This is a genomic window from Pseudomonas sp. 2822-17, assembly GCF_002742485.1.
GTDB lineage: Bacteria > Pseudomonadota > Gammaproteobacteria > Pseudomonadales > Pseudomonadaceae > Aquipseudomonas > Aquipseudomonas cyclaminis.
In genome coordinates this window covers 113,126-136,723 of record NZ_LJRZ01000740.1, presented here as the reverse complement: position 1 = coordinate 136,723, position 23,598 = coordinate 113,126, and the positions used below count along the sequence as shown (strand labels likewise).

General features: G+C 60.4%; 27 protein-coding genes. 14 read left to right on the top strand and 13 right to left on the bottom strand.

All coding sequences use genetic code 11. The features are described from left to right. Window positions 1-25 precede the first annotated feature (25 nt). Window positions 26-460, bottom strand: coding sequence for a pilus assembly protein PilZ (locus AOA60_RS26280; protein ID WP_099586819.1), 435 nt, complete (start codon window positions 458-460; stop codon window positions 26-28). On the opposite strand from AOA60_RS26280, the gene AOA60_RS26275 reads away from it, so the two are divergent. From AOA60_RS26275 to cysB, 5 genes are all read left to right on the top strand, one after another. Beyond that, window positions 459-845 carry a thioredoxin gene (locus AOA60_RS26275; RefSeq protein ID WP_099586818.1) on the top strand — a complete coding sequence of 129 codons (387 nt, stop codon included), beginning with the start codon at window positions 459-461 and terminating at the stop codon, window positions 843-845. The two genes, AOA60_RS26280 and AOA60_RS26275, sit on opposite strands and share 2 nt — an antisense overlap. Next, entirely contained in the window at window positions 842-1,795 is a 954-nt protein-coding gene (locus AOA60_RS26270; RefSeq protein ID WP_099586817.1) for a putative 2-dehydropantoate 2-reductase, read from the top strand. The genes AOA60_RS26275 and AOA60_RS26270 overlap by 4 nt, the downstream gene beginning before the upstream one ends. Window positions 1,796-1,810: 15 nt before the next feature. Then, window positions 1,811-2,728 carry a 5'-nucleotidase gene (locus AOA60_RS26265; protein ID WP_099586816.1) on the top strand — a complete coding sequence of 306 codons (918 nt, stop codon included), beginning with the start codon at window positions 1,811-1,813 and terminating at the stop codon, window positions 2,726-2,728. A gap of 53 nt (window positions 2,729-2,781) precedes the next feature. Next, window positions 2,782-3,282 carry a universal stress protein gene (locus AOA60_RS26260; RefSeq protein ID WP_099586815.1) on the top strand — a complete coding sequence of 167 codons (501 nt, stop codon included), beginning with the start codon at window positions 2,782-2,784 and terminating at the stop codon, window positions 3,280-3,282. Window positions 3,283-3,386: 104 nt separating this feature from the next. Beyond that, entirely contained in the window at window positions 3,387-4,361 is a 975-nt protein-coding gene (cysB, locus tag AOA60_RS26255; RefSeq protein ID WP_003189876.1) for an HTH-type transcriptional regulator CysB, read from the top strand. Between the two features lie 5 nt (window positions 4,362-4,366). On the opposite strand, the gene AOA60_RS26250 is transcribed toward cysB, so the two are convergent. After that, window positions 4,367-4,849 carry a GreA/GreB family elongation factor gene (locus tag AOA60_RS26250; RefSeq protein WP_099586814.1) on the bottom strand — a complete coding sequence of 161 codons (483 nt, stop codon included), beginning with the start codon at window positions 4,847-4,849 and terminating at the stop codon, window positions 4,367-4,369. Window positions 4,850-4,861: 12 nt separating this feature from the next. Beyond that, window positions 4,862-5,233 (bottom strand): hypothetical protein, encoded by a 372-nt coding sequence (locus AOA60_RS26245; protein ID WP_099586813.1) that lies wholly within the window; start codon window positions 5,231-5,233, stop codon window positions 4,862-4,864. A gap of 129 nt (window positions 5,234-5,362) precedes the next feature. Here AOA60_RS26245 and earP point away from each other — a divergent pair, with 129 nt between their 5' ends. Both earP and AOA60_RS26235 read left to right on the top strand, forming a co-directional pair. Continuing rightward, on the top strand, window positions 5,363-6,496 hold the full coding sequence (gene earP / locus AOA60_RS26240; protein WP_099586812.1) for an elongation factor P maturation arginine rhamnosyltransferase EarP: 1,134 nt from the start codon (window positions 5,363-5,365) through the stop codon (window positions 6,494-6,496). Between the two features lie 49 nt (window positions 6,497-6,545). Beyond that, a complete protein-coding gene (locus AOA60_RS26235) occupies window positions 6,546-7,118 on the top strand; it encodes an elongation factor P (RefSeq protein WP_032889016.1) in 573 nt (190 codons plus the stop codon). 64 nt (window positions 7,119-7,182) lie between these two features. Here AOA60_RS26235 and AOA60_RS26230 read toward each other — a convergent pair whose 3' ends face one another. The 4 genes from AOA60_RS26230 to AOA60_RS26215 form a co-directional block, all read right to left on the bottom strand. After that, entirely contained in the window at window positions 7,183-8,199 is a 1,017-nt protein-coding gene (locus tag AOA60_RS26230; RefSeq protein ID WP_099586811.1) for an alpha/beta hydrolase, read from the bottom strand. 27 nt (window positions 8,200-8,226) lie between these two features. Beyond that, window positions 8,227-8,646, bottom strand: a complete 420-nt coding sequence (locus AOA60_RS26225; RefSeq protein ID WP_099586810.1) for an organic hydroperoxide resistance protein — start codon at window positions 8,644-8,646, stop codon at window positions 8,227-8,229. A gap of 146 nt (window positions 8,647-8,792) precedes the next feature. After that, window positions 8,793-9,245 (bottom strand): MarR family winged helix-turn-helix transcriptional regulator, encoded by a 453-nt coding sequence (locus AOA60_RS26220; protein WP_099586809.1) that lies wholly within the window; start codon window positions 9,243-9,245, stop codon window positions 8,793-8,795. A gap of 78 nt (window positions 9,246-9,323) precedes the next feature. Continuing rightward, the gene (locus tag AOA60_RS26215; protein ID WP_099586808.1) at window positions 9,324-10,274 is read right to left on the bottom strand and encodes a LysR family transcriptional regulator; all 951 of its coding nucleotides are present in this window, start codon (window positions 10,272-10,274) and stop codon (window positions 9,324-9,326) included. 108 nt (window positions 10,275-10,382) lie between these two features. Between AOA60_RS26215 and AOA60_RS26210 the strand changes: the two genes are divergently transcribed. Continuing rightward, window positions 10,383-11,132 carry a sulfite exporter TauE/SafE family protein gene (locus AOA60_RS26210; RefSeq protein WP_099586807.1) on the top strand — a complete coding sequence of 250 codons (750 nt, stop codon included), beginning with the start codon at window positions 10,383-10,385 and terminating at the stop codon, window positions 11,130-11,132. Here AOA60_RS26210 and AOA60_RS26205 read toward each other — a convergent pair. Next, the gene (locus tag AOA60_RS26205; protein ID WP_099586806.1) at window positions 11,122-12,003 is read right to left on the bottom strand and encodes a LysR family transcriptional regulator; all 882 of its coding nucleotides are present in this window, start codon (window positions 12,001-12,003) and stop codon (window positions 11,122-11,124) included. The two genes, AOA60_RS26210 and AOA60_RS26205, sit on opposite strands and share 11 nt — an antisense overlap. Before the next feature lie 70 nt (window positions 12,004-12,073). Here AOA60_RS26205 and AOA60_RS26200 point away from each other — a divergent pair, with 70 nt between their 5' ends. After that, window positions 12,074-12,280 (top strand): DUF1127 domain-containing protein, encoded by a 207-nt coding sequence (locus tag AOA60_RS26200; RefSeq protein ID WP_244653888.1) that lies wholly within the window; start codon window positions 12,074-12,076, stop codon window positions 12,278-12,280. Between the two features lie 45 nt (window positions 12,281-12,325). Next, a complete protein-coding gene (locus AOA60_RS26195; protein ID WP_099586804.1) occupies window positions 12,326-13,540 on the top strand; it encodes a winged helix-turn-helix domain-containing protein in 1,215 nt (404 codons plus the stop codon). 104 nt (window positions 13,541-13,644) lie between these two features. On the opposite strand, the gene AOA60_RS26190 is transcribed toward AOA60_RS26195, so the two are convergent. Further along, complete coding sequence (locus AOA60_RS26190; protein ID WP_099586803.1) at window positions 13,645-14,991, bottom strand: class II 3-deoxy-7-phosphoheptulonate synthase; 1,347 nt, start codon at window positions 14,989-14,991, stop codon at window positions 13,645-13,647. Window positions 14,992-15,115: 124 nt separating this feature from the next. On the opposite strand from AOA60_RS26190, the gene AOA60_RS26185 reads away from it, so the two are divergent. Then, entirely contained in the window at window positions 15,116-15,871 is a 756-nt protein-coding gene (locus AOA60_RS26185) for a spermidine synthase (RefSeq protein ID WP_099586802.1), read from the top strand. Between the two features lie 97 nt (window positions 15,872-15,968). Here AOA60_RS26185 and AOA60_RS26180 read toward each other — a convergent pair whose 3' ends face one another. Beyond that, window positions 15,969-16,760 carry a crotonase/enoyl-CoA hydratase family protein gene (locus AOA60_RS26180; protein WP_099586801.1) on the bottom strand — a complete coding sequence of 264 codons (792 nt, stop codon included), beginning with the start codon at window positions 16,758-16,760 and terminating at the stop codon, window positions 15,969-15,971. Window positions 16,761-17,182: 422 nt separating this feature from the next. On the opposite strand from AOA60_RS26180, the gene AOA60_RS26170 reads away from it, so the two are divergent. Continuing rightward, window positions 17,183-18,856 carry a DEAD/DEAH box helicase gene (locus tag AOA60_RS26170; protein ID WP_027606997.1) on the top strand — a complete coding sequence of 558 codons (1,674 nt, stop codon included), beginning with the start codon at window positions 17,183-17,185 and terminating at the stop codon, window positions 18,854-18,856. A gap of 86 nt (window positions 18,857-18,942) precedes the next feature. Here the strand turns inward: AOA60_RS26170 and AOA60_RS26165 are convergent, their stop codons facing one another. Next, the gene (locus tag AOA60_RS26165) at window positions 18,943-19,710 is read right to left on the bottom strand and encodes a class III extradiol ring-cleavage dioxygenase (protein WP_099586800.1); all 768 of its coding nucleotides are present in this window, start codon (window positions 19,708-19,710) and stop codon (window positions 18,943-18,945) included. Between the two features lie 103 nt (window positions 19,711-19,813). Here AOA60_RS26165 and AOA60_RS26160 point away from each other — a divergent pair, with 103 nt between their 5' ends. Beyond that, window positions 19,814-20,470 (top strand): thiopurine S-methyltransferase, encoded by a 657-nt coding sequence (locus AOA60_RS26160; protein ID WP_099586799.1) that lies wholly within the window; start codon window positions 19,814-19,816, stop codon window positions 20,468-20,470. Window positions 20,471-20,527: 57 nt separating this feature from the next. On the opposite strand, the gene htpX is transcribed toward AOA60_RS26160, so the two are convergent. Next, the gene (gene htpX / locus AOA60_RS26155; RefSeq protein WP_099586798.1) at window positions 20,528-21,415 is read right to left on the bottom strand and encodes a protease HtpX; all 888 of its coding nucleotides are present in this window, start codon (window positions 21,413-21,415) and stop codon (window positions 20,528-20,530) included. A gap of 305 nt (window positions 21,416-21,720) precedes the next feature. Beyond that, window positions 21,721-22,932, bottom strand: coding sequence for a pyridoxal phosphate-dependent aminotransferase (locus AOA60_RS26150; RefSeq protein ID WP_017136168.1), 1,212 nt, complete (start codon window positions 22,930-22,932; stop codon window positions 21,721-21,723). Between the two features lie 202 nt (window positions 22,933-23,134). Here AOA60_RS26150 and msrB point away from each other — a divergent pair, with 202 nt between their 5' ends. Further along, window positions 23,135-23,527, top strand: a complete 393-nt coding sequence (msrB, locus tag AOA60_RS26145; protein WP_099586797.1) for a peptide-methionine (R)-S-oxide reductase MsrB — start codon at window positions 23,135-23,137, stop codon at window positions 23,525-23,527. The last annotated feature ends 71 nt before the right edge of the window (window positions 23,528-23,598 follow it).

Genomic DNA, 23,598 nt, shown 5'->3' with positions numbered 1-23,598 from the left:
CCCGCGACAATGGGCAAAGCCCGCTTTAATCCAGTGCTGGCTGCACAAACGCCTCATGGGAGAACTCGCCTGCATGGCGCGACACCCACTCCCGGGCCAGGGCTTCGATCTGCTCGGGCGTCGGTTCGGCATCTTCGTGCTGGCGGCAGTAGCGCTCTATCCGGCATGCTTGCTCGCCCATGCGTGCGCCAAACAATGCATGTTCATCGGTAAATGAGATACCCACGCGGTAGCCGTTTTCCACTTTGCGACACCATGCTATGTAGCCTGGATATCGGGCGGTGGCGCCCAGGGAAGGGATGCGCAAGTCAACCGCCGTGCCCTGGCGCCAGGCGCGCGGCCAGTTGCAGGCAATGCCACCCAGGCCGTGAGTGAGCAGGCGTTGGCGCGGTATGGCGGGAGAGGGGCGTTGGATTAACTCGACAGCGACATCATCAGGGTGAGGTAAAAAACGACCCATGTACACGGACTCCGAGCACCATCCTGTAGACGGCGGTGGCAGCAGTATAGTGAAGGAACTGGAATTGACCGACCTGGATATTGACCAGCAATTGCTGGGATTGCCAGGAGTTTCGCTCGTGGTGTTCACCAGCGTAGGATGCTCCAGTTGCCGTTGGGCGCGCCAGCAGTTGCCCGGTTGGCAGCTGCCGGTGGACCGCGTGTGCTGGGTAGATGCCGGGCATAACGGCGGCGCGGTCGAACGCTACCAGATCTTTCATTTGCCCGCGTTGTTCGTGGTGTGCGAGGGTCAGTTCCTCGGGCAATTACAGACACGTCTTACACGTTCTGACCTTGCCAGCGCTGTAAAACAAGCGCTTACCCGTATTCCTGAGGACTTGCCATGACAGCTCAATCGCCACGCATCGGTATTATCGGCACCGGCGCCATTGGTGGTTTCTATGGTGTGATGCTGGCGCGTGCCGGATTCGATGTGCACTTCCTGTTGCGCAGCGAGTACGCGGTGGTCAGCCAGCATGGCCTGCGTGTCAACAGCCACGTGCATGGCCAACTGCACTTGCAACCGGTGCAGGCGTATGCAAGCGCTGCCGATATGCCACCCTGCGACTGGCTGCTGGTGGGCACGAAGTCCACGGGTAACGTGGAGCTTGCGCCGACGCTCGCCCAGGTCGCCGCGCCGGATGCCAAGGTGGTGTTGCTGCAGAACGGCCTGGACGTCGAGGACAGCCTGCGCGAACACCTGCCGCCGTCACTGCATTTGCTGGGTGGGCTGTGCTACATCGGTGTGCACCGCTCGGGCCCCGGTATTGTCGAGCATCAGGCGCTGGGGCGCGTCAACCTGGGCTATCACAGCGGTTCGGCGGCCAACGACGAACCCCTTCAAAAGACCATCGTCGAGGCCGGTGCCGCCTTGTTTCACCAGGCCGGCATCGAATCCCAGGCCATGGCCAATGTGCATCAGGCGCGCTGGCACAAGCTGGTGTGGAACGTGCCCTTCAACGGCCTCTCTGTCTTGCTGGGCAGCGGCACCACAGCGTTGATGGCGGACGAATCCAGCCGCGAACTGATCCAGGCGCTGATGGCCGAAGTGGTGCAGGGCGCGCACGCCTGCGGCCATGAGATTCCCGCCAGTTACGCGGGGCAGATGTTCACCATGACTGAATCCATGGACGACTACCTGCCGAGCATGTATCACGACCACGTGCACAAACGTCCGCTGGAACTGGCAGCGATCTACGCCCGCCCTCTTGCCGCTGCCAAGGCCGCCGGCTGCGAGTTGCCGCGAATGCAGGCGCTGTACCAGGCCTTGAGCTTTATTGATCGGCATAACCGCTGAGTCGGGGGTAAACGCATGGCGAAGGGATTGGGCGACAAACTGGTGTTGGCGATTTCGTCGCGGGCCTTGTTCGACCTGGGCGACAGCCACAAGGTCTATCTTGCCCAAGGAGTAGAGGCCTATCGCAAATACCAGATCGAACACGAGGAAGAAATCCTCGAACCCGGCGACGCCTTCCCACTCGTCAAGAAGCTGCTGAGCCTCAATGCCAGCCTAGGGCGCGCTCGGGTCGAAGTGGTGCTGGTATCGCGCAACAGTGCTGACACAGGCCTGCGTGTATTCAACTCGATTCAGCACTACGGCCTGGATATTTCCCGCGCTGCTTTCGTAGGAGGGCGTAGTCCTTATCCTTATTTGGCTGCATTTGGTTGCCATCTGTTTCTTTCGACCCATGCTGAAGATGTGCGCAGTGCCCTTGATGCGGGCTTTGCAGCAGCGACGATTCTGTCGGGCGGGCCGCGCCGTGCCTCCAGCGAGGAACTGCACATCGCCTTTGATGGTGACGCAGTGTTGTTTTCCGATGTGTCGGAGCGCGTGTACCAGGCCGACGGGTTGGCGGCGTTCCAGGCCAGTGAGCGCGAATCCGCACGCCAGCCGTTGCCTGGCGGTCCGTTCAAGGGGTTCCTGGCGGCGCTGAACTTATTGCAGCGAGAGTTCCCTGACGAGGCCTGCCCGATCCGCACCGCATTGGTCACCGCCCGTTCGGCGCCGTCTCACGAGCGGGTGATTCGCACGTTGCGTGAGTGGGATATTCGCCTGGACGAGTCGTTGTTCCTTGGCGGCCTGGAGAAGTCCGCGTTTCTGGAGGCGTTTGCCGCTGATGTGTTTTTCGATGACCAGGCCGGTCATTGCGAGAAAGCCAGGGAAGTGGTGGCCACTGGGCACGTGCCCCATGGCATCAGTAATGAATTGAGGATTCAGGCCGAGAGTTAGGCGCGCTGCTAAGCTCATTCAATCTCCTCCAGCCTGGCAGTCCAGGAGGTTTTATGATTCGTTCGATGCTGTACGCCACGGACCTCGGTCTTTACGCGCCCTATGTGATGCAACATGCGCTGGCGCTGGCGCGAACGTTCAAGGCTGACCTGTATGTGATTCACGTGGTCGAGCCGATCGGGCTGTTCGCCGAATCGGTGTTGCAGAGCTACCTTGATGAAGCCGCGTTGAGCGAGTGGCAGAGCCGGGGGCTGAACACGGTGATGGCGACTATCGAGCAGCGGGTGCTCGACAGTTTCCGCGAGGAGTTGGGGGAGGGTGAGCAGGACCTGAAGTTGATCCGTTCGGTACGCGTGATCCAGGGAGATCCGTGCGAGGTGATTCTGGACCAACTGCGCAAACTGTCGGTAGATCTGCTGATAGTCGGCAGCCACAGCCACGCAACGGGTGCGACCACGCCGCTGGGGCGTACCGCGGCACGGGTACTGCAACTGTCCAGCGTACCGGTTTACCTGGTGCCGTCGTTACAACGTCGCCGCAGTGATGACATGTGATCGGTAGGAAACGATAAAAAGTTCTAGATTTATCTGTCTAACCTTTAATATAGTTATATACCGTCGCTGATACCCGTGGCGTCTATCTGCTTTGAGGGACACATATGAAGCTTCAACAACTGCGCTACATCTGGGAAGTGGCGCACCACGACCTCAACGTTTCCGCTACCGCTCAAAGCCTGTACACCTCGCAACCCGGTATCAGCAAGCAGATCCGCCTGCTCGAAGACGAGCTGGGCGTTGAAGTGTTCGCGCGCAGCGGCAAGCACCTGACCCGCGTCACCCCGGCCGGTGAGCGCATCATCACCACCGCCGGCGAGATCCTGCGTAAAGTCGAAAGCATCAAGCAGATTGCCCAGGAGTTCTCCAACGAGAAGAAAGGCACCCTGTCGATCGCCACCACGCACACCCAGGCGCGGTATGCATTGCCTCCGGTGATTCGCGATTTCATCAAGCAATATCCGGACGTGGCCCTGCACATGCACCAGGGTTCGCCGATGCAAATCGCCGAGATGGCCGCTGACGGCACCGTCGATTTTGCCATCGCCACTGAAGCCCTGGAGCTGTTCGGTGATTTGGTGATGATGCCGTGCTACCGCTGGAACCGTTGCGTGGTGGTGCCTCAGGGTCACCCATTGGCCAAGTTGCCGAAGCTGACCCTCGAAGCCCTGGCCGAATACCCGATCGTGACCTACGTGTTCGGTTTCACCGGTCGTTCCAAGCTGGACGAAGCCTTCAGTCATCGCGGCCTCACGCCGAAAGTCGTGTTCACCGCCGCCGACGCCGACGTGATCAAGACCTACGTGCGCCTGGGCCTGGGCGTGGGTATCGTCGCCAAGATGGCGGTCGACACCAACCTCGACAAAGACCTGGTGGTGCTCGACGCCAGCGAGCTGTTCGAATCCAGTGTGACCAAGATCGGCTTCCGCCGTGGCACATTCCTGCGGGGCTTCATGTGCGACTTCATCGAGAAGTTTGCGCCGCACTTGACCCGCGAAGTCATGGCCAAGGCGATCCAGTGCCACAACAAGCAGGAGCTGGAAGAGCTGTTCGACGGCGTTGAACTGCCTGTTCACTGAGTGGCTTATCGGGCCTCGGTAACCGTAAAGAGTTGCCGAGCGCCTGCCACCAGAATCTCCACTTCATCCCCTTCGAACTTGCCCAGCAGGCTTTTGCCCAGAGGCGAGCGCGGTGTGATGACCGTCACCGGTTGCCCGACCACATCCACCTTCAAGCCCGCAGCATCAGGCGCCAGGAACAGCCATTGCTGGCGACCGTTCTCGTCCTCCAGACCCAGTAGTGCACCGACTTCTATCCCTCGCTGATCATCGTAGGCGCGCACGGGCAGGTTCTTGCACAGCGTCAGCGACTGCTTGATTTCCTCGACCCGTTTGGCTTGCCCGGCCGCCAGATAAGAAGCTTCCAACCCCAAGGTGTCGTACTTGTTCTCCGCGATGTTTTCTTCATGAGTCGCGGTTTCGTAGGCAGTCTGCGCGGCGCGTTGGGCTATATCGAGGTCGACGGTGAGCTTTTCCAGGATCAACTGGAGGACGGCGTGCTTATTCATGGCTGTGCTTGATCATTCGCAGAATTGCAGGACATTGGCCCGGCTTTTTTCATTGGGCGCATTCTGGTCTTGTTGCAGCCAGAACTGGCATTTGGGGTTGGACAGGTTACGGGCGTTGCTACGCGCCTGGTCCAGGGTTTGTTGCTGTTCCTGCTTTTGCAGGTTTTGTTGGTACTGCTCGAACATGCGGTTGGGCGGCTCCGGCGCGACAACGGCCGGTTTACCCAATTGCTGGACCGCCTGGGCCACCGGCGCGAGGCTTTGCGGAAACAGGTAGCGCGAGGCCAGCCAAGTGGTCAGCGCGATGGCGATAAACCCCAGCCATACGCCCAAGGCGATAGCGATGCACAGCTTGAGCAGCGACAAAGGCGCGCTAGAGGGCATGTGGAACTCCTTGCTACGGGGATAATGGCGGCGATTGTCGCACAGCCTCCATGCAGAATAATCGCGATCAAGCCTTCTGCATCGGCGCATTTATGCGGACAATCGAGCCTTTGAGTGTTGGAGCCCGGAATGAAAGCCCGCTGGGATATTTTTTGCAGCGTTGTCGATAACTTCGGCGACATTGGCGTGACATGGCGCCTGGCCCGGCAATTGGTGGCGGAGCATGACTGCGAGGTGCGTTTGTGGGTCGATGACCTGCGGGCCTTCGAACGCATGTGCCCCGAGGTGGATGTGCAGCGCGAGCAACAATGGCAAGAGGGCGTCGATGTGCGCCACTGGCCAGCCGATTGGTCACCAACCCCTGCCGCGGATGCGGTGATAGCCGCTTTCGCTTGCCAGTTACCGCCTGACTATATGGAAGCCATGGCCGAGTGTGAGCGCACGCCGTTGTGGATGAACCTGGATTATCTCAGTGCCGAGGATTGGGTAGTGGGCTGTCATCGCCTGCCGTCGGTGAAGTTCAAGGGGGTACAAAAGTATTTCTTTTTCCCCGGCTTCCGACCCGGTACGGGCGGTCTGTTGCGTGAGGCCGGGTTGCTGGAACAGCGTAGGGCTTTTCAGCGGGATATCGCTGCGCAGCGACAATTCCTGCAATCGCTGGGGGTGTTTCCAACTGATGGTGCGCGTCTGTTCTCACTGTTTGCGTATGAAAATGCCGGGCTGGCCAGTTGGCTGGACGTATTGTCGACGGACGGGCGTGCCACTCATCTATTGGTGCCGGAAGGGCGCATCCTCGGTGATGTAGAGCGCTGGCTTGGAGTAGAAGAGCTCGCCGCCGGGGAGGTTCATCAGCGTGATGCACTGACCGTGCAGATACTGCCGTTCGTGCGTCAGGAGCAATATGACCACCTGCTGTGGTGCTGCGACTTCAACGCCGTGCGCGGTGAAGACTCGTTCGTGCGCGCCCAGTGGGCCGGGCGCCCGCTGCTGTGGCACATCTATCGCCAGGACGAGGACATCCACCTCGACAAGCTCGATGCCTTCCTGGAGCTGTACACCGCCGCCTTGTCACCCGCTGTAAAGGCGGCACTGGTCGCGCTTTGGCAGGCCTGGAACACCGAGGGCGACATGGCGCAGCCGTGGAAAATGCTGCTGGAACACTGGCCAGAGGTCAGCCAGAACGCCGAAACGTGGTGTCTGGAGCAGGCCTTGCAGGCCGATCTTGCGACGGCGCTGGTACAGTTTTATGAAAGTTGGATATGATACGCCACCTTGATTTTTGTAAATCCCATCCAAATTTCGGATATATGCAATGAAAACTGGTAAAGAACTGAAACCCGGTACAGTGATCCGTCTCGAAAACGACCCTTGGCTGGTTCAGAAAGCTGAGTTCACCAAGTCTGGTCGTAACAGCGCAATCATGAAGACCAAGCTGAAGAACCTGCTGACCGGTTACAAGACCGAGATCGTCTACAGCGCCGATGACAAACTGGACGACGTAATCCTCGACCGCAAAGAAGCGACCCTGTCCTTCATCAGCGGCGACACCTACACGTTCATGGACACCACCGACTACACCATGTACGAGCTGAACGCTGAAGACATCGAAGCCGTTCTGCCGTTCGTGGAAGAAGGCATGGAAGACATCTGCGAAGCGATCTTCTTCGAAGAGCGCCTGGTTTCCGTAGAGCTGCCGACCACTATCGTGCGTAAAGTTGCCTACACCGAAGGTTCCGCTCGCGGCGACACTTCGGGCAAGGTAATGAAGCCAGCCAAGCTGGCTAACGGTACCGAGCTGCAGGTAGCTGACTTCATCGAAATCGACGACCTGATCGAGATCGACACCCGCGAAGGCGGTTCGTACAAAGGTCGCGCCAAGAAGTAATTCTGGCCCTACCGTACGAAATAAAAAACCCGACCATGAGTCGGGTTTTTTATGGGCGCTGTTTTTACTTCAAGTGTTGCTTCAACTCATCCGATGCCTGCAGCAGGGCCGAACGCACCGCCGGCACCTGGCTGACTACATTGAGCAAACCGTAGTCGTGAATCATGCCGTTGTAACGTACGGTGGTCACCGGCACACCGGCTGCATCCAGTTTGCGGGCATAGGCTTCGCCTTCATCACGCAGCACATCGGCGCCGGCCGTCTGAATCAGCGCGGGCGGCAAACCCTTTAGTTGGTCCGTGGTGGCCCGCAGCGGCGAGGCATAGATCTCGGCTCGCTGGTTGGCGTCGGTGGTGTAGTTGTCCCAGAACCACTTCATCATATTTTTGGTGAGGAAGTGCCCTTCGGCGTACTGGTTGTAGGACGCGGTCTCGAAATTGGCGTCAGTCACCGGCCATAACAGCAGTTGGAATTTGATCGCCGGCGTGCCCTTGTCCTTGGCCATCAGGCTGACCACGGCCGCCATATTGCCGCCGACGCTGTTGCCCGCGACCGCCAGGCGCTTGCCGTCGACATTGATCTCTTTACCGTGTTCGGCCACCCATTTCGTTGCGCCGTACGCCTGGTTGATCGCCACTGGGTAATGTGCCTCGGGTGACGGCGTGTAGTTGACGAACACCGCCACCGCCCCGGAACCCACGACCAGATCACGGACCAGGCGTTCGTGGGTCGGATAATCCCCCAGCACCCAACCGCCGCCGTGGAAGAACATGAACACTGGCAATGTGCCTTTGACCCCGGCCGGACGCACGATGGTCAGGTCCAGCGGCTTGCCATCGACCTGGATGGTCTTCTGGCTCACATCAGCCTTGGGCAGCGTCAGCTTCACCCCGGCTTGGGCGCCGGTCAGCACCGCGCGCGCTTCCTTGGGCGTCAATTGTTCCATCGGCTTGCCGGTGCCGGCGTTCAATACATCCAGGAAAGCCTGGGTGTTGTGCTCAACGTCGCCATTGGCGGCGAACGCGTGGCTGATGGACAAGGCGAGCAGGGTGCCGGTGAGCGCTTTACCAAATGTGTTCATGTTCTTCTCCTTGAGTTGCAGCGTGGGTTAGACGGTTACATGCAGGCGCACATCGACGTTGCCACGGGTGGCGTTGGAGTACGGGCAGACCTGGTGAGCTGCGTCGACCAGACTTTGCGCGTCATCCTGCGCCAGGCCAGGCAGGCTGATATGCAGGTCGATGTCCAGGCCGAAACCGCCGGGGATCTGGCCGATGCCGACGTGGGCAGTGATCGAGGCGTCAGCCGGGATTTTGCGTTGGGTCTGGCTGGCGACGAATTTCAGGGCGCCGATGAAGCAGGCCGAGTAGCCGGCAGCGAACAGTTGTTCCGGGTTGGTCGCTTGACCTCCGGCGCCGCCCAGCTCTTTTGGCGTGGAGAGCTTGACGTCGAGGATGTTATCGCTGGAAACAGCGCGACCATCACGGCCGCCGGTGGCGGTGGCTACTGCGGTATAGAGCGTTTGCATGGTGTTGTCCTCACTGGTGTATAGCGATAAATGTTTGCGCGCTAAGTAGTTGGTGAGGCGAATGTATAGCGCTAATGTTTAGCGCGCAAGATAAATTTAAAAGTATTTTTCGTGAAGCGCCACATCCCACATTTTCATTGGGTGTATTAAACGGCGCCTTGCAGGTTGCTGCGCAATGCGATCAGATCCGCTTGCAGCTTGCGCAATTGTTCCAACTCCAACCCGCTGGCCCCAAGGATGCACTGTGGAATACCCATGGCCTTGTCCTGCAAGGCACGGCCGGCGGTAGTCAGTTCCACCACCACCACGCGTTCATCCTCGCGGCTGCGCGTTCGGCTGAGCAGGCCTTCGGCTTCCAGGCGTTTGAGCAGTGGCGTCAGGGAGCCAGGGTCCGTGAGCAGGCGGCTGCTGATTTCGCCGACAGTCAAACCATCCTCTTCCCACAGCACCATCATGGCCAGGTACTGCGGGTACGTCAGGCCGAGCGCTTGCAGCAGAGGCTTGTAGACCTTCGTCATCAGTAATGAAGTGGAGTGCAACGCGAAACACAGCTGGTTATTCAGCATCAGTGGTTCGCACGGGTCAGGGTTTTTGCTCATGGCGGTGCCTTAAATACGTGTATGGGCTGGAATCTAGCGAGCAAATCTTTAATGCGCCAGACAATTCTGTCCAGAAGGTCAGACCAGGCCGCTCTGCAGCGCCAGATCCCATGGCGGAACAGGGCTGAAACGGGATTTGAGGTATTCCAGCAGCAAGCGGCTGCGTGCGTTGGCCTGTTGTTCCAGGCGCAGCGCATAGATCCCGGTAGTTTCCGGGCTAGGCAGACCATCTTCGCAAAACAGCGGCAGCAATTCGCCACGCACCAGGTATTCGCTGGCCAGCCAAGTGGGTAGATGGGCGATGCCCAAGCCGGCCAAGGCGCCTGAGAGCAGCGCTTCTGCGTTGTTGGCGCTCATGCGGATGCGCTGTGGGCGATAGGTCGCACGGCGCCCGTCCAGTTCGAAGCGCCACGCGAACATCGGAGCCAGGCCATCCCAGTCCAGGCCATCATGATCACTCAACTCCCGGGGATGGGCCGGCGTGCCACGGCTTTTGAGGTAGGCCGGGCTGGCGCAGGCGATACGCACGATGCTGGCCAGGGGCGTGGCGATCAGACGGGTATCGACGATATGCCCGGCCCGCAGCACCAGGTCGACCTTGCCAAGATGCGCGCCCTGCATATCCACAAAACTATCGATCAGATGCAGGTGCACATCCAGGCCGGGGTACACCTTCAGGAAATCCGCGATGACTGGCGCCAAGTGCCGTCGACCAAACGCCGCGGGCGCATCCACGCGGATCAAGCCCTCCGGCGCATGGCTCAGAGACACCGCTTCAGCCCGTGCCAGTTGCAACTCGCTGACAATCCGCCGCGCCCGCTCTGCAAACGCCAGGCCCGCCGGCGTCGGCACTACCGCGTGGGTACTGCGCTGGAACAAGCGGCTGCCCACGGAGCTTTCCAGGCTGTCGATGCGCCGCGCTACCGCGGAGGGCGTCAACGGATGACGGCGTGCGGCGGCGGAAAAGCTACCGGTTTCCAGTACATCGAGAAACAGACTCAACTGGTCGGTAAGGGTATTGGGGTTCATGACTGAATGCTTATGCGAGATTGGCACAGCCATTGTGCGTTGCTGTGCGTTTCCGCGCCAGGGCCGACTGCGTAGCATGCGAGGCCTGGGATTATGGAGTAATGAGCGGTGTGGGATTTAGCGATGTACCTCGTATTGGGCGCGGCCTTGGGCACAGTGGGCGGGCTGTTTGGCATCGGCGGCGGGCTGATTGCGATCCCGGTGCTCGGCGTATTGTTTGGCCTGGATCAACAGATCGCCCAAGGCACCGCGCTGGTGATGGTGGTGCCAAACGTGATGCTCGCCCTGTGGCGTTATCACCAGCGCAACCGGATTGAACTGCGTCACGCGCTGCCGCTGGGCATCACGGGTTTCAGCTTTGCCTGGTTGGGCTCGATCTGGGCAGTGGGCCTGGATGCAGGGGCGATGCGGATTGGCTTCATTGCGTTTCTGGTGGCGTTGTCGGCCTACAACCTGTTGCGCATGTTCACCCGCAACGCACCGCCGACCGCGCAGATGCGTTATTCCTGGCCCTGGCTGGGCGTGCTGGGCGCCGCGTCCGGCTCCATGGGCGGCTTGTTTGGTGTAGGCGGGGCCGTGGTGGCCACGCCGGTGCTGACCAGTGTGTTCGGCACTACCCAAGTGGTCGCCCAAGGCTTGTCCCTGGCCTTGGCCCTGCCCAGCACCGGCGTGACCCTGGTCACCTACGCCTGGCACCACGAAGTGGATTGGATGATCGGCATACCCCTGGCAGTGGGTGGCCTGCTCAGTATCAGTTGGGGCGTGAAAGTTGCCCATGCCTTGCCCGAGCGTTTGTTGCGTGGCCTGTTCTGCGGCTTCCTGGTGGTGTGCGCGGTGATGCTGACCTTTAAACTCTGAAGCCTTCCAGAATGTACTCGGCCAGGCATTCGGTGATCGGCGAGGTGATGTGCGGGTTGCGCAGCAAGTGCAGATTCATCGACGGCAGCGGTGGGAACCCCTCGTCGCTGCCGAGTATGCGCAAGTCGTCGGTCACCAGGCTTTCCATGCAGATCATCGCGGCGAGGCCGGCACTCACCACCGCCTGGATCGCCGCGACGTTGGTGCTGTGGTACGCCAGGCGATAGTCCCGGCCGCAGGCATCCAGTGCGGCACGGGTCCACTGCGTATACAGGCAGTCGTCGCCGGAAACCGCCAGGGGCACGGCGTCGTGTTCCTCCACGCAGAAGCACGGCGCTGCTGCCCAGACCATCCGCTCAGTGCGCAACAGTTCGCCGATTTCTTTGCCGGGCTCGCGGCTGATCACGGTCAGCGCCAGGTCCCGCCGCTGCATCAGCACCGTTGACGACTCGCAATGCAGCTCGATCTGGATCAGCGGGTACGCCTTGGAAAATTGCTTGAGGATCCCCGGCAGGAAGCGCATCACGTAGTCGTCCGGCGTGCCGATCCGCACCAGCCCCACCATATGCGGCTCGCGCAGGGTGTTGAACACCTCGCTGTGCAGTTTCAGGATGCGCCGCGCATAACCCAGCAGCACCTGGCCCTCGGGTGTCAGTCGCACCTGCCGGCCATCGCGCTCGAACAGCTTGCGCTGCAACACGTCTTCTTCCAGACGCTTCATCTGCATGCTTACCGCCGATTGAGTGCGGTTGACCAGCTCGCCAGCGCGGGTAAAACCGCCCTGGTCAGCGATGGCAACGAAGGTGCGCAGCACTTCAGTGTCGATGCTCGGGTAGCCGGACAATTGATCAATCTCCGAGATGTATTGCATAAGAAACATTCGTTGGATTGATCATAGTGCCCCGCACACACTGGCGTCATCCCCAAGGGAGGGCGAGAAGATGAAAGGTCAGAAAGGTTACGTGTTGATGGCGAAGCATCCGTTTGCCGGGTTGTTTCAAAGGATTGCCCGCTGGCAGGCATTGCGCTACGAACGCCAGATGCTGGCGAGCATGAGCGATGATGCGCTCAAGGACATCGGCCTCAGCCGCGCCGATGTGGAACAGGAAACCCATCGGCATTTCTGGGAAGACCCGCTGCGAAAATGACCCGGGATGCAGTAGGGTAGGTCGCGAGCCCTCAAGGAGTTTTCCATGCCCGCCGACCTGTCCTTTTCACTCAAGCAAGCTCGACGCATGGCGCTGGCGGCTCAGGGTTTTTCCGGGCGCCAGCCGCCTGCGCAGATCAAGGCCGCGCACCTCAACCGATTGATCGACCGCCTGGGCGTGTTGCAGATTGATTCGGTCAACGCCGTGGTGCGTTCTCATTACCTGCCGCTGTTTTCCCGCCTGGGTCACTATTCCCCTTTACTGCTTGAGGAGGCTGCCTGGAGCCAGGGCCGGCGGCGTTCGCTGTTCGAATACTGGGGGCATGAAGCCTCGCTATTGCCCATGGCGTTGTACCCATTGATGCGGTGGCGCATGGTGCGGGCGCAGCAGGGCCAGGGCATTTATGCGCAGATGGCGCGTTTTGGACGCGAGCAGCAGGCCATCATTCAGCGTGTGCTCAAGACCGTTGAACAACAGGGCGCACTCGGCGCCGGCAGCCTGTCCACCCGTGAGGAGCGCGCCGGCCCCTGGTGGGACTGGAGTAATGAAAAGCACGCGCTGGAATGGTTGTTTGCTGCCGGGCTGGTCACCGTGGCCGGTCGACGCGGTTTCGAGCGCCTTTACGACTTGCCCGAGCGCGTCATGCCCGCCGACATTCTCCAGCAAGCCCCGTTGGCTGAAGCCGAGGCCCAGCGCGGGTTGTTGCTGCACAGTGCCACCGCCCTGGGGGTCAGCACTGAAAAAGATTTGCGTGATTACTTTCGCCTCGACCCTGCCGACAGTCGCGCTCGCTTGGCTGAGCTGGTGGAGAACGGCCAATTGCTGACCTGCCGGGTTCAGGGCTGGAAGCAGTCGGCATATTGTCTGCCGGAGCCAAAAACGCCCCGCAACGTACCGGCCAGCGCCTTGCTGTCGCCCTTTGACTCGTTGATCTGGGAACGCGCCCGCACTGAGCGCCTGTTCGATTTCCGTTACCGACTGGAGATCTACACCCCGCAAGACAAACGGGTGTATGGCTATTACGTGCTGCCGTTTTTGCACAACGAGCGGATCGCCGCCCGCGTCGACCTGCGGGCCGAACGCGCCAATGGGCGCTTGGCGGTGCATGCGGTGCACGAGGAAGAGCCTGGGCTGGATGAGGAGGGGATGCTGGCGCTGGCGCATCATCTGCGGCAAATGGCGCAATGGTTGGGGCTTGAGCAGGTGCAGATCAATTGCCAACGGCCAAGTGCCGCTCGGCTGCGGCTTGCTGGGCTCTAGGGCCCCATCGGGGGCAAGCCCCCTCCCACAATTTGACTGCGTTCACAGGTCCAAATGTGGGAGGGGGCTTGCCCCCGATGGCCTCAGTCCTATCAGCCAAAATCTCAGCGCTTGACCTGTTTCAAGGTCTCGGCAATCAGAAACGCCAACTCCAGCGACTGATCGGCATTCATCCGTGGGTCGCAATGGGTGTGATAGCGGTCCGACAAGCCATCCTCGGTAATCGGCCGCGCGCCGCCGATGCACTCGGTGACGTTCTGCCCGGTCATCTCGATATGAATTCCGCCGGCGTAGCTGCCCTCGGCCTGGTGCACCTGGAAGAATTCTTTCACTTCGCCGAGGATCTGCGCAAAGTCGCGGGTCTTGTAGCCGCTGCTGGCCTTGATGGTGTTGCCATGCATCGGGTCTGAGCTCCACAGCACCTGCTTGCCCTCGCGCTGTACGGCGCGGATCAGGTTGGGCAGGTGGTCGCCGACCTTGCCTGCGCCCATGCGGGCGATCAGGTTCAAGCGGCCTGGGTCGTTGTCCGGGTTGAGGATGTCGATCAGGCGGATCAGGTCGTCGGGGTTCATGCTCGGGCCGACCTTGACCCCGATCGGGTTGTTTACGCCGCGCAGAAACTCGACGTGGGCGCCATCCAACTGGCGGGGGCGGGCGCCGATCCACAGCATATGGGCCGAACAGTCGTAGTAGTCGTTGGTCAGGCTGTCACGGCGTACGAAAGCTTGTTCGTAGTTCAGCAGCAGCGCTTCGTGGGCGGTGAAGAAGCTGGTTTCGCGCAGTTGCGGCGAGCTGTCCATGCCGCAGGCACGCATGAAGGCCAGGGTTTCGTCGATGCGGTCCGCCAGTTGGCTGTACTTCTCGGCCAGCGCGGAGTTGGCGATAAAGTCCAGGTTCCACTGATGAACCTGGTGCAGGTCGGCGAAACCGCCCTGGGCGAAGGCGCGCAGCAGGTTGAGGGTGGCGGTGGACTGGTGGTACGACTGCAACAGGCGGTCCGGGTCGGGTACGCGGCTTTTTTCGTCAAAGCCGATGCCGTTGACGATATCGCCACGGTAGGCGGGCAGGGTGATGCCGTCGATGGTCTCGTCGTTGGATGAGCGCGGCTTGGCGAACTGGCCGGCCATGCGCCCGACTTTTACCACCGGGCAGCCGGCGGCGAAGGTCATCACAATCGCCATCTGCAACAACACCTTGAAGGTGTCGCGGATTTTCGCCGCAGAAAACTCAACGAAGCTTTCGGCGCAGTCACCGCCTTGCAACAGGAAGGCGCGACCCTGAGTCACTTCGGCAAACTGGCGGCGCAACTCACGGGCTTCCCCGGCAAACACCAGCGGCGGGTAGCTGGCCAGGTTCTGCTCCACCCGCAACAGGTGTGCGGCGTCCGGGTACTGGGGTTGTTGCTGGATCGGCAGGGCGCGCCAGCTGTCGGGGCTCCAGGGTTGGCTCATCATGAACTCGATTGGCTGATTGACGGTCGGGCGCCAATGTTATCAGCAATTAGTGCGTGACCTGCTGCTGCCGGTTGGCCGACAATCGCGCCTTTGGCGTAGAGCAAACCCGTTAGGAGTAGTGATGACAGAGGAGCGTGTCGAGCGCCTGCTGGCCGAGGTCCATGATGACTTCGGCATGATCCGTGTGCTCGAAGTGGCCGATTACCGGTTTCTCGAATTCGGCGACGCCATCGAGCAGAGCTGCGTGTTCACCGCCGATCCGAGCTGGCTGGAGTACGACTACACCCGCGCGATGCTGATCGGCGCGTTGTGCCATGAACAGCCGGAAAGCGCGTTGTTCCTCGGTCTCGGCGCTGGCACCTTGACCCAGGCGTGTCTGAAGTTCTTGCCCCTGGAAGACGTCGAAGCCATCGAGCTGCGCCCGGACGTGCCACGTCTGGCCATCGAGTACCTGGGGTTGGACGATGATCCGCGCCTGTACATCCGCATCGGCGACGCCCTGGAATTGCTGGAGACTGCCGAATTGGCCGACCTGATTTTCGTCGACCTTTATACCGATGTCGGCCCGGGCGTCGGGCACCTGGCCTGGACCTTCCTGGAAAACTGCCAGAAAAAGCTCAACCCCGGTGGTTGGCTGGTGATCAACCAGTGGGCGACTGACGACGGTAAACCACTGGGCGCGGCGTTGTTGCGTGGGCTGTATCACCGGCATTACTGGGAGCTGCCGGTGAAGGAGGGCAATGTGATTTTGCTGGTGCCTTCGGAGTTGGATCAGGTGCTGGATCTGGCTGCGCTTTCTAATCGGGCTGAAGTGTTGGCGCCGCGTCTGGGGTATTCGTTACAGCCGTTGATCAAGGCGATTCGGCCGGCTACTTAGTTGTCTGTGCTGACGTCATCGGGGGCGAGCCCCCTCCCACATTGGACCGCATTCTCCTGTGGGAGGGGCTTGCCCTGATGGCGCCGGAGTTGCCCACTCAAATGCCTTTGAATACCCCCGGCCGCTTCTCGATCATCGCCCGTACACCTTCCTTGGCATCTGCACTGTTAAACAGCTTGTCGACCATCGGCGGCAAGGCAGCGGCGGCCACGGTCTCACCCTCCATGCGCGCCAGTCGCGCCGACATCAAGGTAGCCTGCACGCCCAGCGGAGCCTGGCGCGCAATGCGGTTGGCCAGTTCAATGGCGCGGGGCAGCAAGTCTTCGCTGGCCATCACTTCCTGCACCAGACCCAGGCGCAGGGCTTCATGGGCGTCGAACTCATCGCCAGTGAGCAGCCAGCGCATGGCGTTGCCCCAGCCGGCGATCTGATGGAAGCGCAATGTCGCACCGCCAAACGGAAAGATCCCACGCTGTACTTCCATCTGCGCAAAGCGCGTGTTGCTCGCACAGAGGTTGATATCCGCCGCCAGCATCAATTCGATACCGATGGTCAGGCAGTAGCCTTGGGCGGCGACGATCACCGGTTTGCTTACCCGCGGACCCGCGAACACGCCCCACGGATCGCAGCCCCCCAGCGGCGGTTGCCAGCCGCCGGCCATCACGGCGCTGACATTGGCCAGGTCCAGCCCGGCGGTGAAGTGGTCGCCGTGGGCAAAGACGACAGCGACCCGCGCAGCGTCGTTTCGATCAAATTCGCCATACGCCAGGCTCAGCTCATTGAGCAAATCCAGGTCAAAGGCATTGCGCTTGGCCACCCGGTCCAGGCCCAACAGCAGGACATGGCCCTGGAGTTCACGGCTGACGCGGCTGCTGCTGGCTTGATTCATCGGGTGTGCCCTCGGGCGCAGGGAAGGATTTCAGACCAAAGGTCTCGAACATTGGGTGAATCGTTTAAGCGTTATCACCAACAGGGCCGGGCCTTTGAAAAATAGACCCTGGCCGGCTTATCTGCAAAGACTGTGACGCAGCGCGGTTTATCGGCGCTTTGCGATAAAAAAAGCTCCCTTTTTCAGGTATTTCCGGTATAGTGCGCGCCGGCCTTTAACCGGGCCGCGTTTAGGTAGCGCAATTCCCCGAAGTCAGCTTCGGCTGCACGTCCGCACAGCGGACTCTCCCTTGACGAATCTTTTTCATTCATTCGTTTTCGCAAATCCCCGCCGACAAAGCAGCCAGGGCGACTCTTGAGTCTCAACACGGCATGCGCAGCTTTGGAGCATGGGTCTTTGCGGATGCACTTAGAGGCAGACCCATGACCCAGGAAACCGGCGGCTTCGCCGCTTTTAATCTTAACCCGAACATTCTTGCTGCCGTCATTGCGACCGGCTACGAAGAACCTTCGGCGATTCAGCAGCAATCGATCCCGATCATCATGGCCGGCCAGGACATGATTGGCCAGGCGCAAACCGGTACCGGTAAAACCGCCGCGTTCGCCCTGCCTATCCTGCACTGCATCGATCCTGCCAAGCGCGAGCCGCAAGCCCTGATCCTGGCGCCAACCCGTGAGTTGGCGCTGCAAGTAGCAACCGCTTTTGAAACCTACGCCAAGCAAATGCCAGGCGTTACCGTTGTTGCCGTTTACGGCGGCGCGCCGATGGGCCCGCAACTGAAAGCCATCCGTAATGGCGCTCAGATTGTTGTGGCGACCCCAGGCCGCCTGTGCGACCACCTGCGTCGCGACGAAAAAGTGCTGTCGACCGTGAACCACCTGGTTCTCGACGAAGCTGACGAAATGTTGAAGCTGGGCTTCATGGATGACCTGGAAGTCATCTTCAAGGCGCTGCCACCGACCCGTCAGACCGTACTGTTCTCGGCCACTCTGCCACAGTCGATCCGTGCCATTGCCGAACGCCACCTGCGCGATCCGCAACACGTGAAGATCCAGACCAAGACTCAGACCGTTACCGCGATCGAACAGGCTCACCTGTTGGTTCACGCTGACCAGAAGACCTCGGCTGTATTGAGCCTGCTGGAAGTCGAAGACTTCGACGCCCTAATCATGTTCGTGCGCACCAAGCAAGCGACCCTGGACCTGGCAAGTGCCCTGGAAGCCAAAGGCTACAAAGCCGCTGCGCTGAACGGTGACATCGCCCAGAACCAACGCGAGCGCGTGATCGACTCCCTCAAGGATGGCCGTCTGGACATCGTTGTAGCGACCGACGTAGCCGCTCGTGGTCTCGACGTTCCACGTATCACCCACGTGTTCAACGTTGACATGCCTTACGATCCAGAGTCCTACGTTCACCGTATCGGCCGTACCGGCCGTGCAGGTCGCGAAGGTCGTGCACTGTTGCTGGTGACTCCACGTGAGCGCCGCATGCTGCAAGTGATCGAGCGTGTAACCGGTCAGAAAGTTGCCGAAGTCCGCCTGCCGGATGCCCAGGCTGTTCTCGATGCCCGCATCAAGAAACTGACCAACAGCCTGTCGCCACTGGTGGCTGACGCTGAATCGACCCACGGCGACCTGCTGGACCGCCTGACCGCCGATATCGGCTGCACCCCACGTGCCCTGGCTGCAGCTCTGCTGCGCAAGGCAACCAACGGTCAGGCCCTGACCCTGGCAGCCATCGAGAAAGAACGCCCACTGGTACCGAACAACGCGCCACGCGGTGATCGTCCAGAGCGTACTGGCGACCGTCCAGACCGTGGTGATCGTGAGCGTCGTGCTCCGGTTCCATTGGCTGAAGGTCGGGCTCGTTGCCGTACCGCGCTGGGCGCGCGTGACGGTATCGCTGCCAAGAACCTGCTGGGCGCTATCCTCAACGAGGGTGGCCTGGCACGTGAAGCCATCGGTCGCATCCAGGTCCGTGACAGCTTCTCCCTGGTGGAGCTGCCGGAAGACGGTCTGGAAAAGCTGCTGACCAAACTGAAAGACACTCGCGTTGCCGGTAAGCAGCTGAAGCTGCGTCGCTACCGCGAAGATTGATCCGCCCTTGGGCTGATTGATCGCACATAAAAAATCCCCGACTGGTTCGGGGATTTTTTTTGCGTCGCTGTTTTAACCATTACGAGTTAGCCGAAGCGGTAAATGTCCATGCCCAGCGCGCCCATGGTGAAACCTTGGTGCGCGATGCTGAAACCCCCGCCCGCACCACGCGCAAAGTAGAGCGGCAACAGGTGTTCATCGCTTGGATGGCTGCGAACTGCGTAGGGCGCTTGGCGGCGATAGTCGTGCAGTGCGGCTTCGTCGTTGGCAACAAGCTTCTCCACGACCCAGTCGCGGAAACCCCTCGCCCAAGGCTCGATGCTTTCAGGCCCGGCGTGCCAGTCCAGTTCGCCCAGGTTGTGAGTGATACTGCCGGAACCGATCAGCAGAACACCTTGCTCTCGCAAGCTGGCCAAGGCATGGCCGACTTGTGTCTGCAGGGCAGGGCCCATGTGGCTGGGCAGGGACACCTGCACCACCGGGATATCCGCGGCGGGGTACATCAGCGACAGCGGCACCCAAGTGCCGTGGTCGAAAGGGCGCTGGTCGTCAATGCGCGCATTCAGGCCATCGGCATGTAACAGTTGGACAATCTCGCGAGCCAGTTGCGGGTTGCCCGGCGCCGGGTATTGCACGGCAAACAGTTCACGGGGGAAGCCGCCGAAGTCGTGCCAGGTTTCCGGTGCGGCGCTGCCGCTGACAAGCAAATCCTGGCTTTCCCAATGCGCCGACACCACCACGATTGCCTTCGGGCGGGGCAGCTCGGCCGCCAGGCGTTGCAGCGCCGGGCCGCTGGCGCCAGGTTGCAGGGCGAGCATGGGCGAACCGTGTGAGATAAACAGGCTAGGGAGCATAAGTGGGGTCCTGAGCGTTAACATGGGCCCATCTTCAATCAGATCATTGATCTAAATCTAATATAAGTTTTAGTGCCTTTTGATCGAGATTTCTGGGGGATTCATGGAACCTAAGTTTTGGCAGGAGCGCTGGGCGCGCAATCAGATCGGCTTCCATCTGCCCGAGGTCAACCCTTACCTGCAAAGGCATTGGGCTTCTTTGGCGTTGGCTGAGGGCGCCAAGGTGCTGGTGCCGTTGTGTGGCAAAAGCCTGGACTTGATGTGGCTGGCCAGCCACGGCTATCGCGTGCTCGGCGTTGAACTGTCGGAGCAAGCGGTTGAAGCCTTCTTCAGTGAGCAGAACCTGACGCCGCGAACCACTCGGCGCGGCGCGTTCAAGGTGTACCAGGCGGATTTGATCGAAGTGTGGTGCGGTGATTTCTTCGCCCTGGACGCTGAGGTGCTGGCTGATTGCACTGCGCTCTACGACCGCGCCGCCCTGATCGCCTTGCCACCGCTGATGCGCGCGCAGTACGCCGAGCATCTGAACAGCCGCTTGCGCCCAGGCTGCCAAGGATTGCTCATCACCCTCGACTACGACCAGACGCAAAAGGCCGGCCCGCCGTTTGCCGTGACGGATGACGAGGTGAAGGTGCTGCTGGAAGCGCACTGGAGCCTGCAGGTGATCGAGGAGCAAGACATTCTTGGTGAGAGCTGGAAGTTCGTGCAGGACGGCGTCACGGGCTTGGACGAGCGCGTCTACAAAATGGCGCGGGTATAAAGGGGCGCCCACAAAAAAAGGGGCGATCCGATCGCCCCTTTTTTGCATTACCGGGTATCAGCCCCGACGACGTAGCGCGTCAATACGCTCTTCCAGCGGTGGGTGGCTCATGAACATGCGCGCCAGGCCCTGCTTGATGCCGCCGTTGATGCCGAAGGCGGTCAGGCTGTCAGGCATGTGCACCGGCAGGCCCTGTTCGGAGCGCAGGCGTTGCAGCGCACTGATCATTGCGCTGGTGCCCGCCAGGCGTGCGCCGGCTTCGTCTGCCCGGAACTCGCGTTTGCGCGAGAACCACATCACGATCGCACTGGCCAGGAAGCCCAGTACCACTTCGGCGAAGATGGTCGCCACGAAGTAGGCGATACCGCGACCGCCTTCGTTCTTGAAGATCACCTTGTCGACAAAATTGCCGATGATCCGCGCAAAGAACATCACGAAGGTGTTCACCACGCCTTGCACCAGTGCCAGGGTGATCATGTCGCCGTTGGCAACGTGGCCAATCTCGTGCGCGAGTACTGCCTTCACTTCATCGGGTGAGAAACGTTCGAGCAAGCCCTGGCTGACGGCCACGAGCGCGTCGTTCTTGTTCCAGCCCGTTGCAAAGGCGTTGGCCTCATAAGCAGGGAAAATCCCGACTTCGGGCATTTTGATACCTGCCTCTTGGGACAACTGCTCCACGGTTTGCATCAGCCATTGTTCATGGCGAGTGCGTGGTTGGGTGATGACCTGGGTGCTGGTGCTCATCTTCGCCATCCACTTGGAGATGAACAGCGAGAACAGCGAGCCGGCAAAACCAAAGACCGCACAGAAAATCAGCAGCTGATTGAGGTTCAGATCAACCCCGTTGGCCGCCATGAACCCGTTGAAGCCGAAAAGGCTCAGGGTGATGCTGGCAATCAGCACGACCGCCAGGTTGGTGGCCAAGAACAGCAGGATGCGCATCATGGTTGTAGAGTTCTCCTCATGCTTAATATGTCGCTTACTGCGGGGTATATAAGGTGCGGCATGGGGTGATTCAACCGAGCGACTATTTCAAACTGTGTCCTACAGCTCGAATGTAGAGTCTTGAAGGGATTTTCCGACCGGGAATGCTACCCCTTACAAGCCGTTCATGGTCGTGTGGCCCAACAATTATAGGGGGCTTGAGGCCATAGAGCGGCACGGGCGGTATGAGGGGAGGGGTAAAGACAGAGAAGTGTTGCCAGATAATCGCTGTACGACCGAATGTCGGTCGTACAGCGCCATATCCCCTACTGGCGATAGGACTTGAGGAAATTGCCGATACGTCCAATCGCCATGTCCAGGTCATCCACACGCGGTAAGGTAACCACGCGGAAGTGATCCGGCCACGGCCAGTTGAACGCGGTGCCCTGCACCACCAGCAGTTTTTCCGACAGCAGCAAGTCGAGCACGAACTTCTCGTCGTTGAGGATCGGGCACACCTTCGGGTCGATCCGTGGGAACGCGTACAACGCACCCATGGGTTTCACGCAGCTCACGCCCGGGATCGCGTTGAGCAGTTCCCACGTGCGGTTGCGCTGCTCCAGCAGGCGGCCTTGGGGCAGAACCAGGTCATTGATGCTCTGGTAGCCGCCCAGTGCGGTCTGGATTGCGTGTTGGCTCGGCACGTTGGCACACAGGCGCATGTTGGCCAGCATGTCGATACCTTCGATGTAGCTCTGGGCGTTGTGCTTGGGACCGGAGATGGCGATCCAGCCGGAGCGGAAGCCCGCCACGCGGTAGGACTTGGACAGGCCGTTGAAGGTCAGGCACAGCAGGTCCGGCGCCAGGGAGCCCGTGCAGATATGGACCGCATCGTCGTAGAGAATCTTGTCGTAGATCTCGTCGGAGAACACCACCAGGTTGTGCTGGCGGGCCAGTTCGAGCATGCCCAGCAGCACTTCTTTAGAGTAAACGGCGCCGGTAGGGTTGTTCGGGTTGATGATCACCAGCGCCTTGGTGTTCGGGGTGATCTTGGCCTTGATGTCGGCCAGGTCCGGGAACCAATCGGCGCCCTCGTCGCACAGGTAGTGCACCGGGTGGCCGCCGGCCAGGGTCACGGCGGCGGTCCACAGTGGATAGTCCGGTGCTGGTACCAGCACTTCGTCGCCGTTGTTCAGCAGCGCCTGCATGGACATCACGATCAGCTCGGACACGCCATTGCCCAGGTAGATGTCTTCGATGCCGACACCTTCAACCTGCTTCTGCTGGTAGTACTGCATCACCGCCTTGCGTGCGCTGAACAGGCCCTTGGAGTCGCTGTAGCCCTGTGCGGTAGGCAGGTTGCGGATCACGTCCTGGAGGATTTCGTCCGGCGCTTCGAAACCAAAGGGCGCCGGGTTGCCAATGTTCAGCTTGAGGATGCGATGGCCTTCCTCTTCCAGGCGCTTGGCGTGCTTGAGCACTGGGCCGCGAATGTCATAGCAGACGTTGGCGAGCTTGTTCGATTTGCTGACCTGCATGGCGATGTGATCCTGAAAATGAACGATCCAGACGGTGTGGACACTACCGTACTGTGAAACCTGCGGGACCCGCACCCATAAATACGTTTGAATGCCGATAGCGCGGGTGCCAGACTGGCGTTTTGAAGAGGCGCAATCATACGTGCCGCCTGATCCATGGAAAAGACACAGATCAGGCTTTTTCAGTTGCCGAGGTGTACCGATGGATAAGTTGCAGAAAACCGTTGACGAGTGGAAAGCCATGCTCGATCCCGAGCAGTACAACGTGTGCCGGCTCAAAGGTACCGAGCGCCCGTTCAGCGGCAAGTACAACGATACCAAGACCGACGGCGTGTACCACTGCATCTGCTGCAATGCGCCGCTGTTCGACTCCGCCACCAAATTTGATTCCGGCTGCGGCTGGCCGAGCTTTTACGCGCCGATTGCCGACAGCGCGATGATCGAGATCCGTGACGTCAGCCACGGCATGATCCGCACCGAAGTCACCTGCGCCAAGTGTGATGCGCATCTGGGCCATGTATTCCCGGATGGTCCGCCGCCGACCGGTCTGCGTTATTGCATCAACTCGGTGTGCCTGGACCTGGTCCCGCGCTGAGTCCTCGCGGTGAGGGAGCCTGCTCCCTCATCCCGTGCCCATAAGGCACTATCATTTCGATCAATTCAATT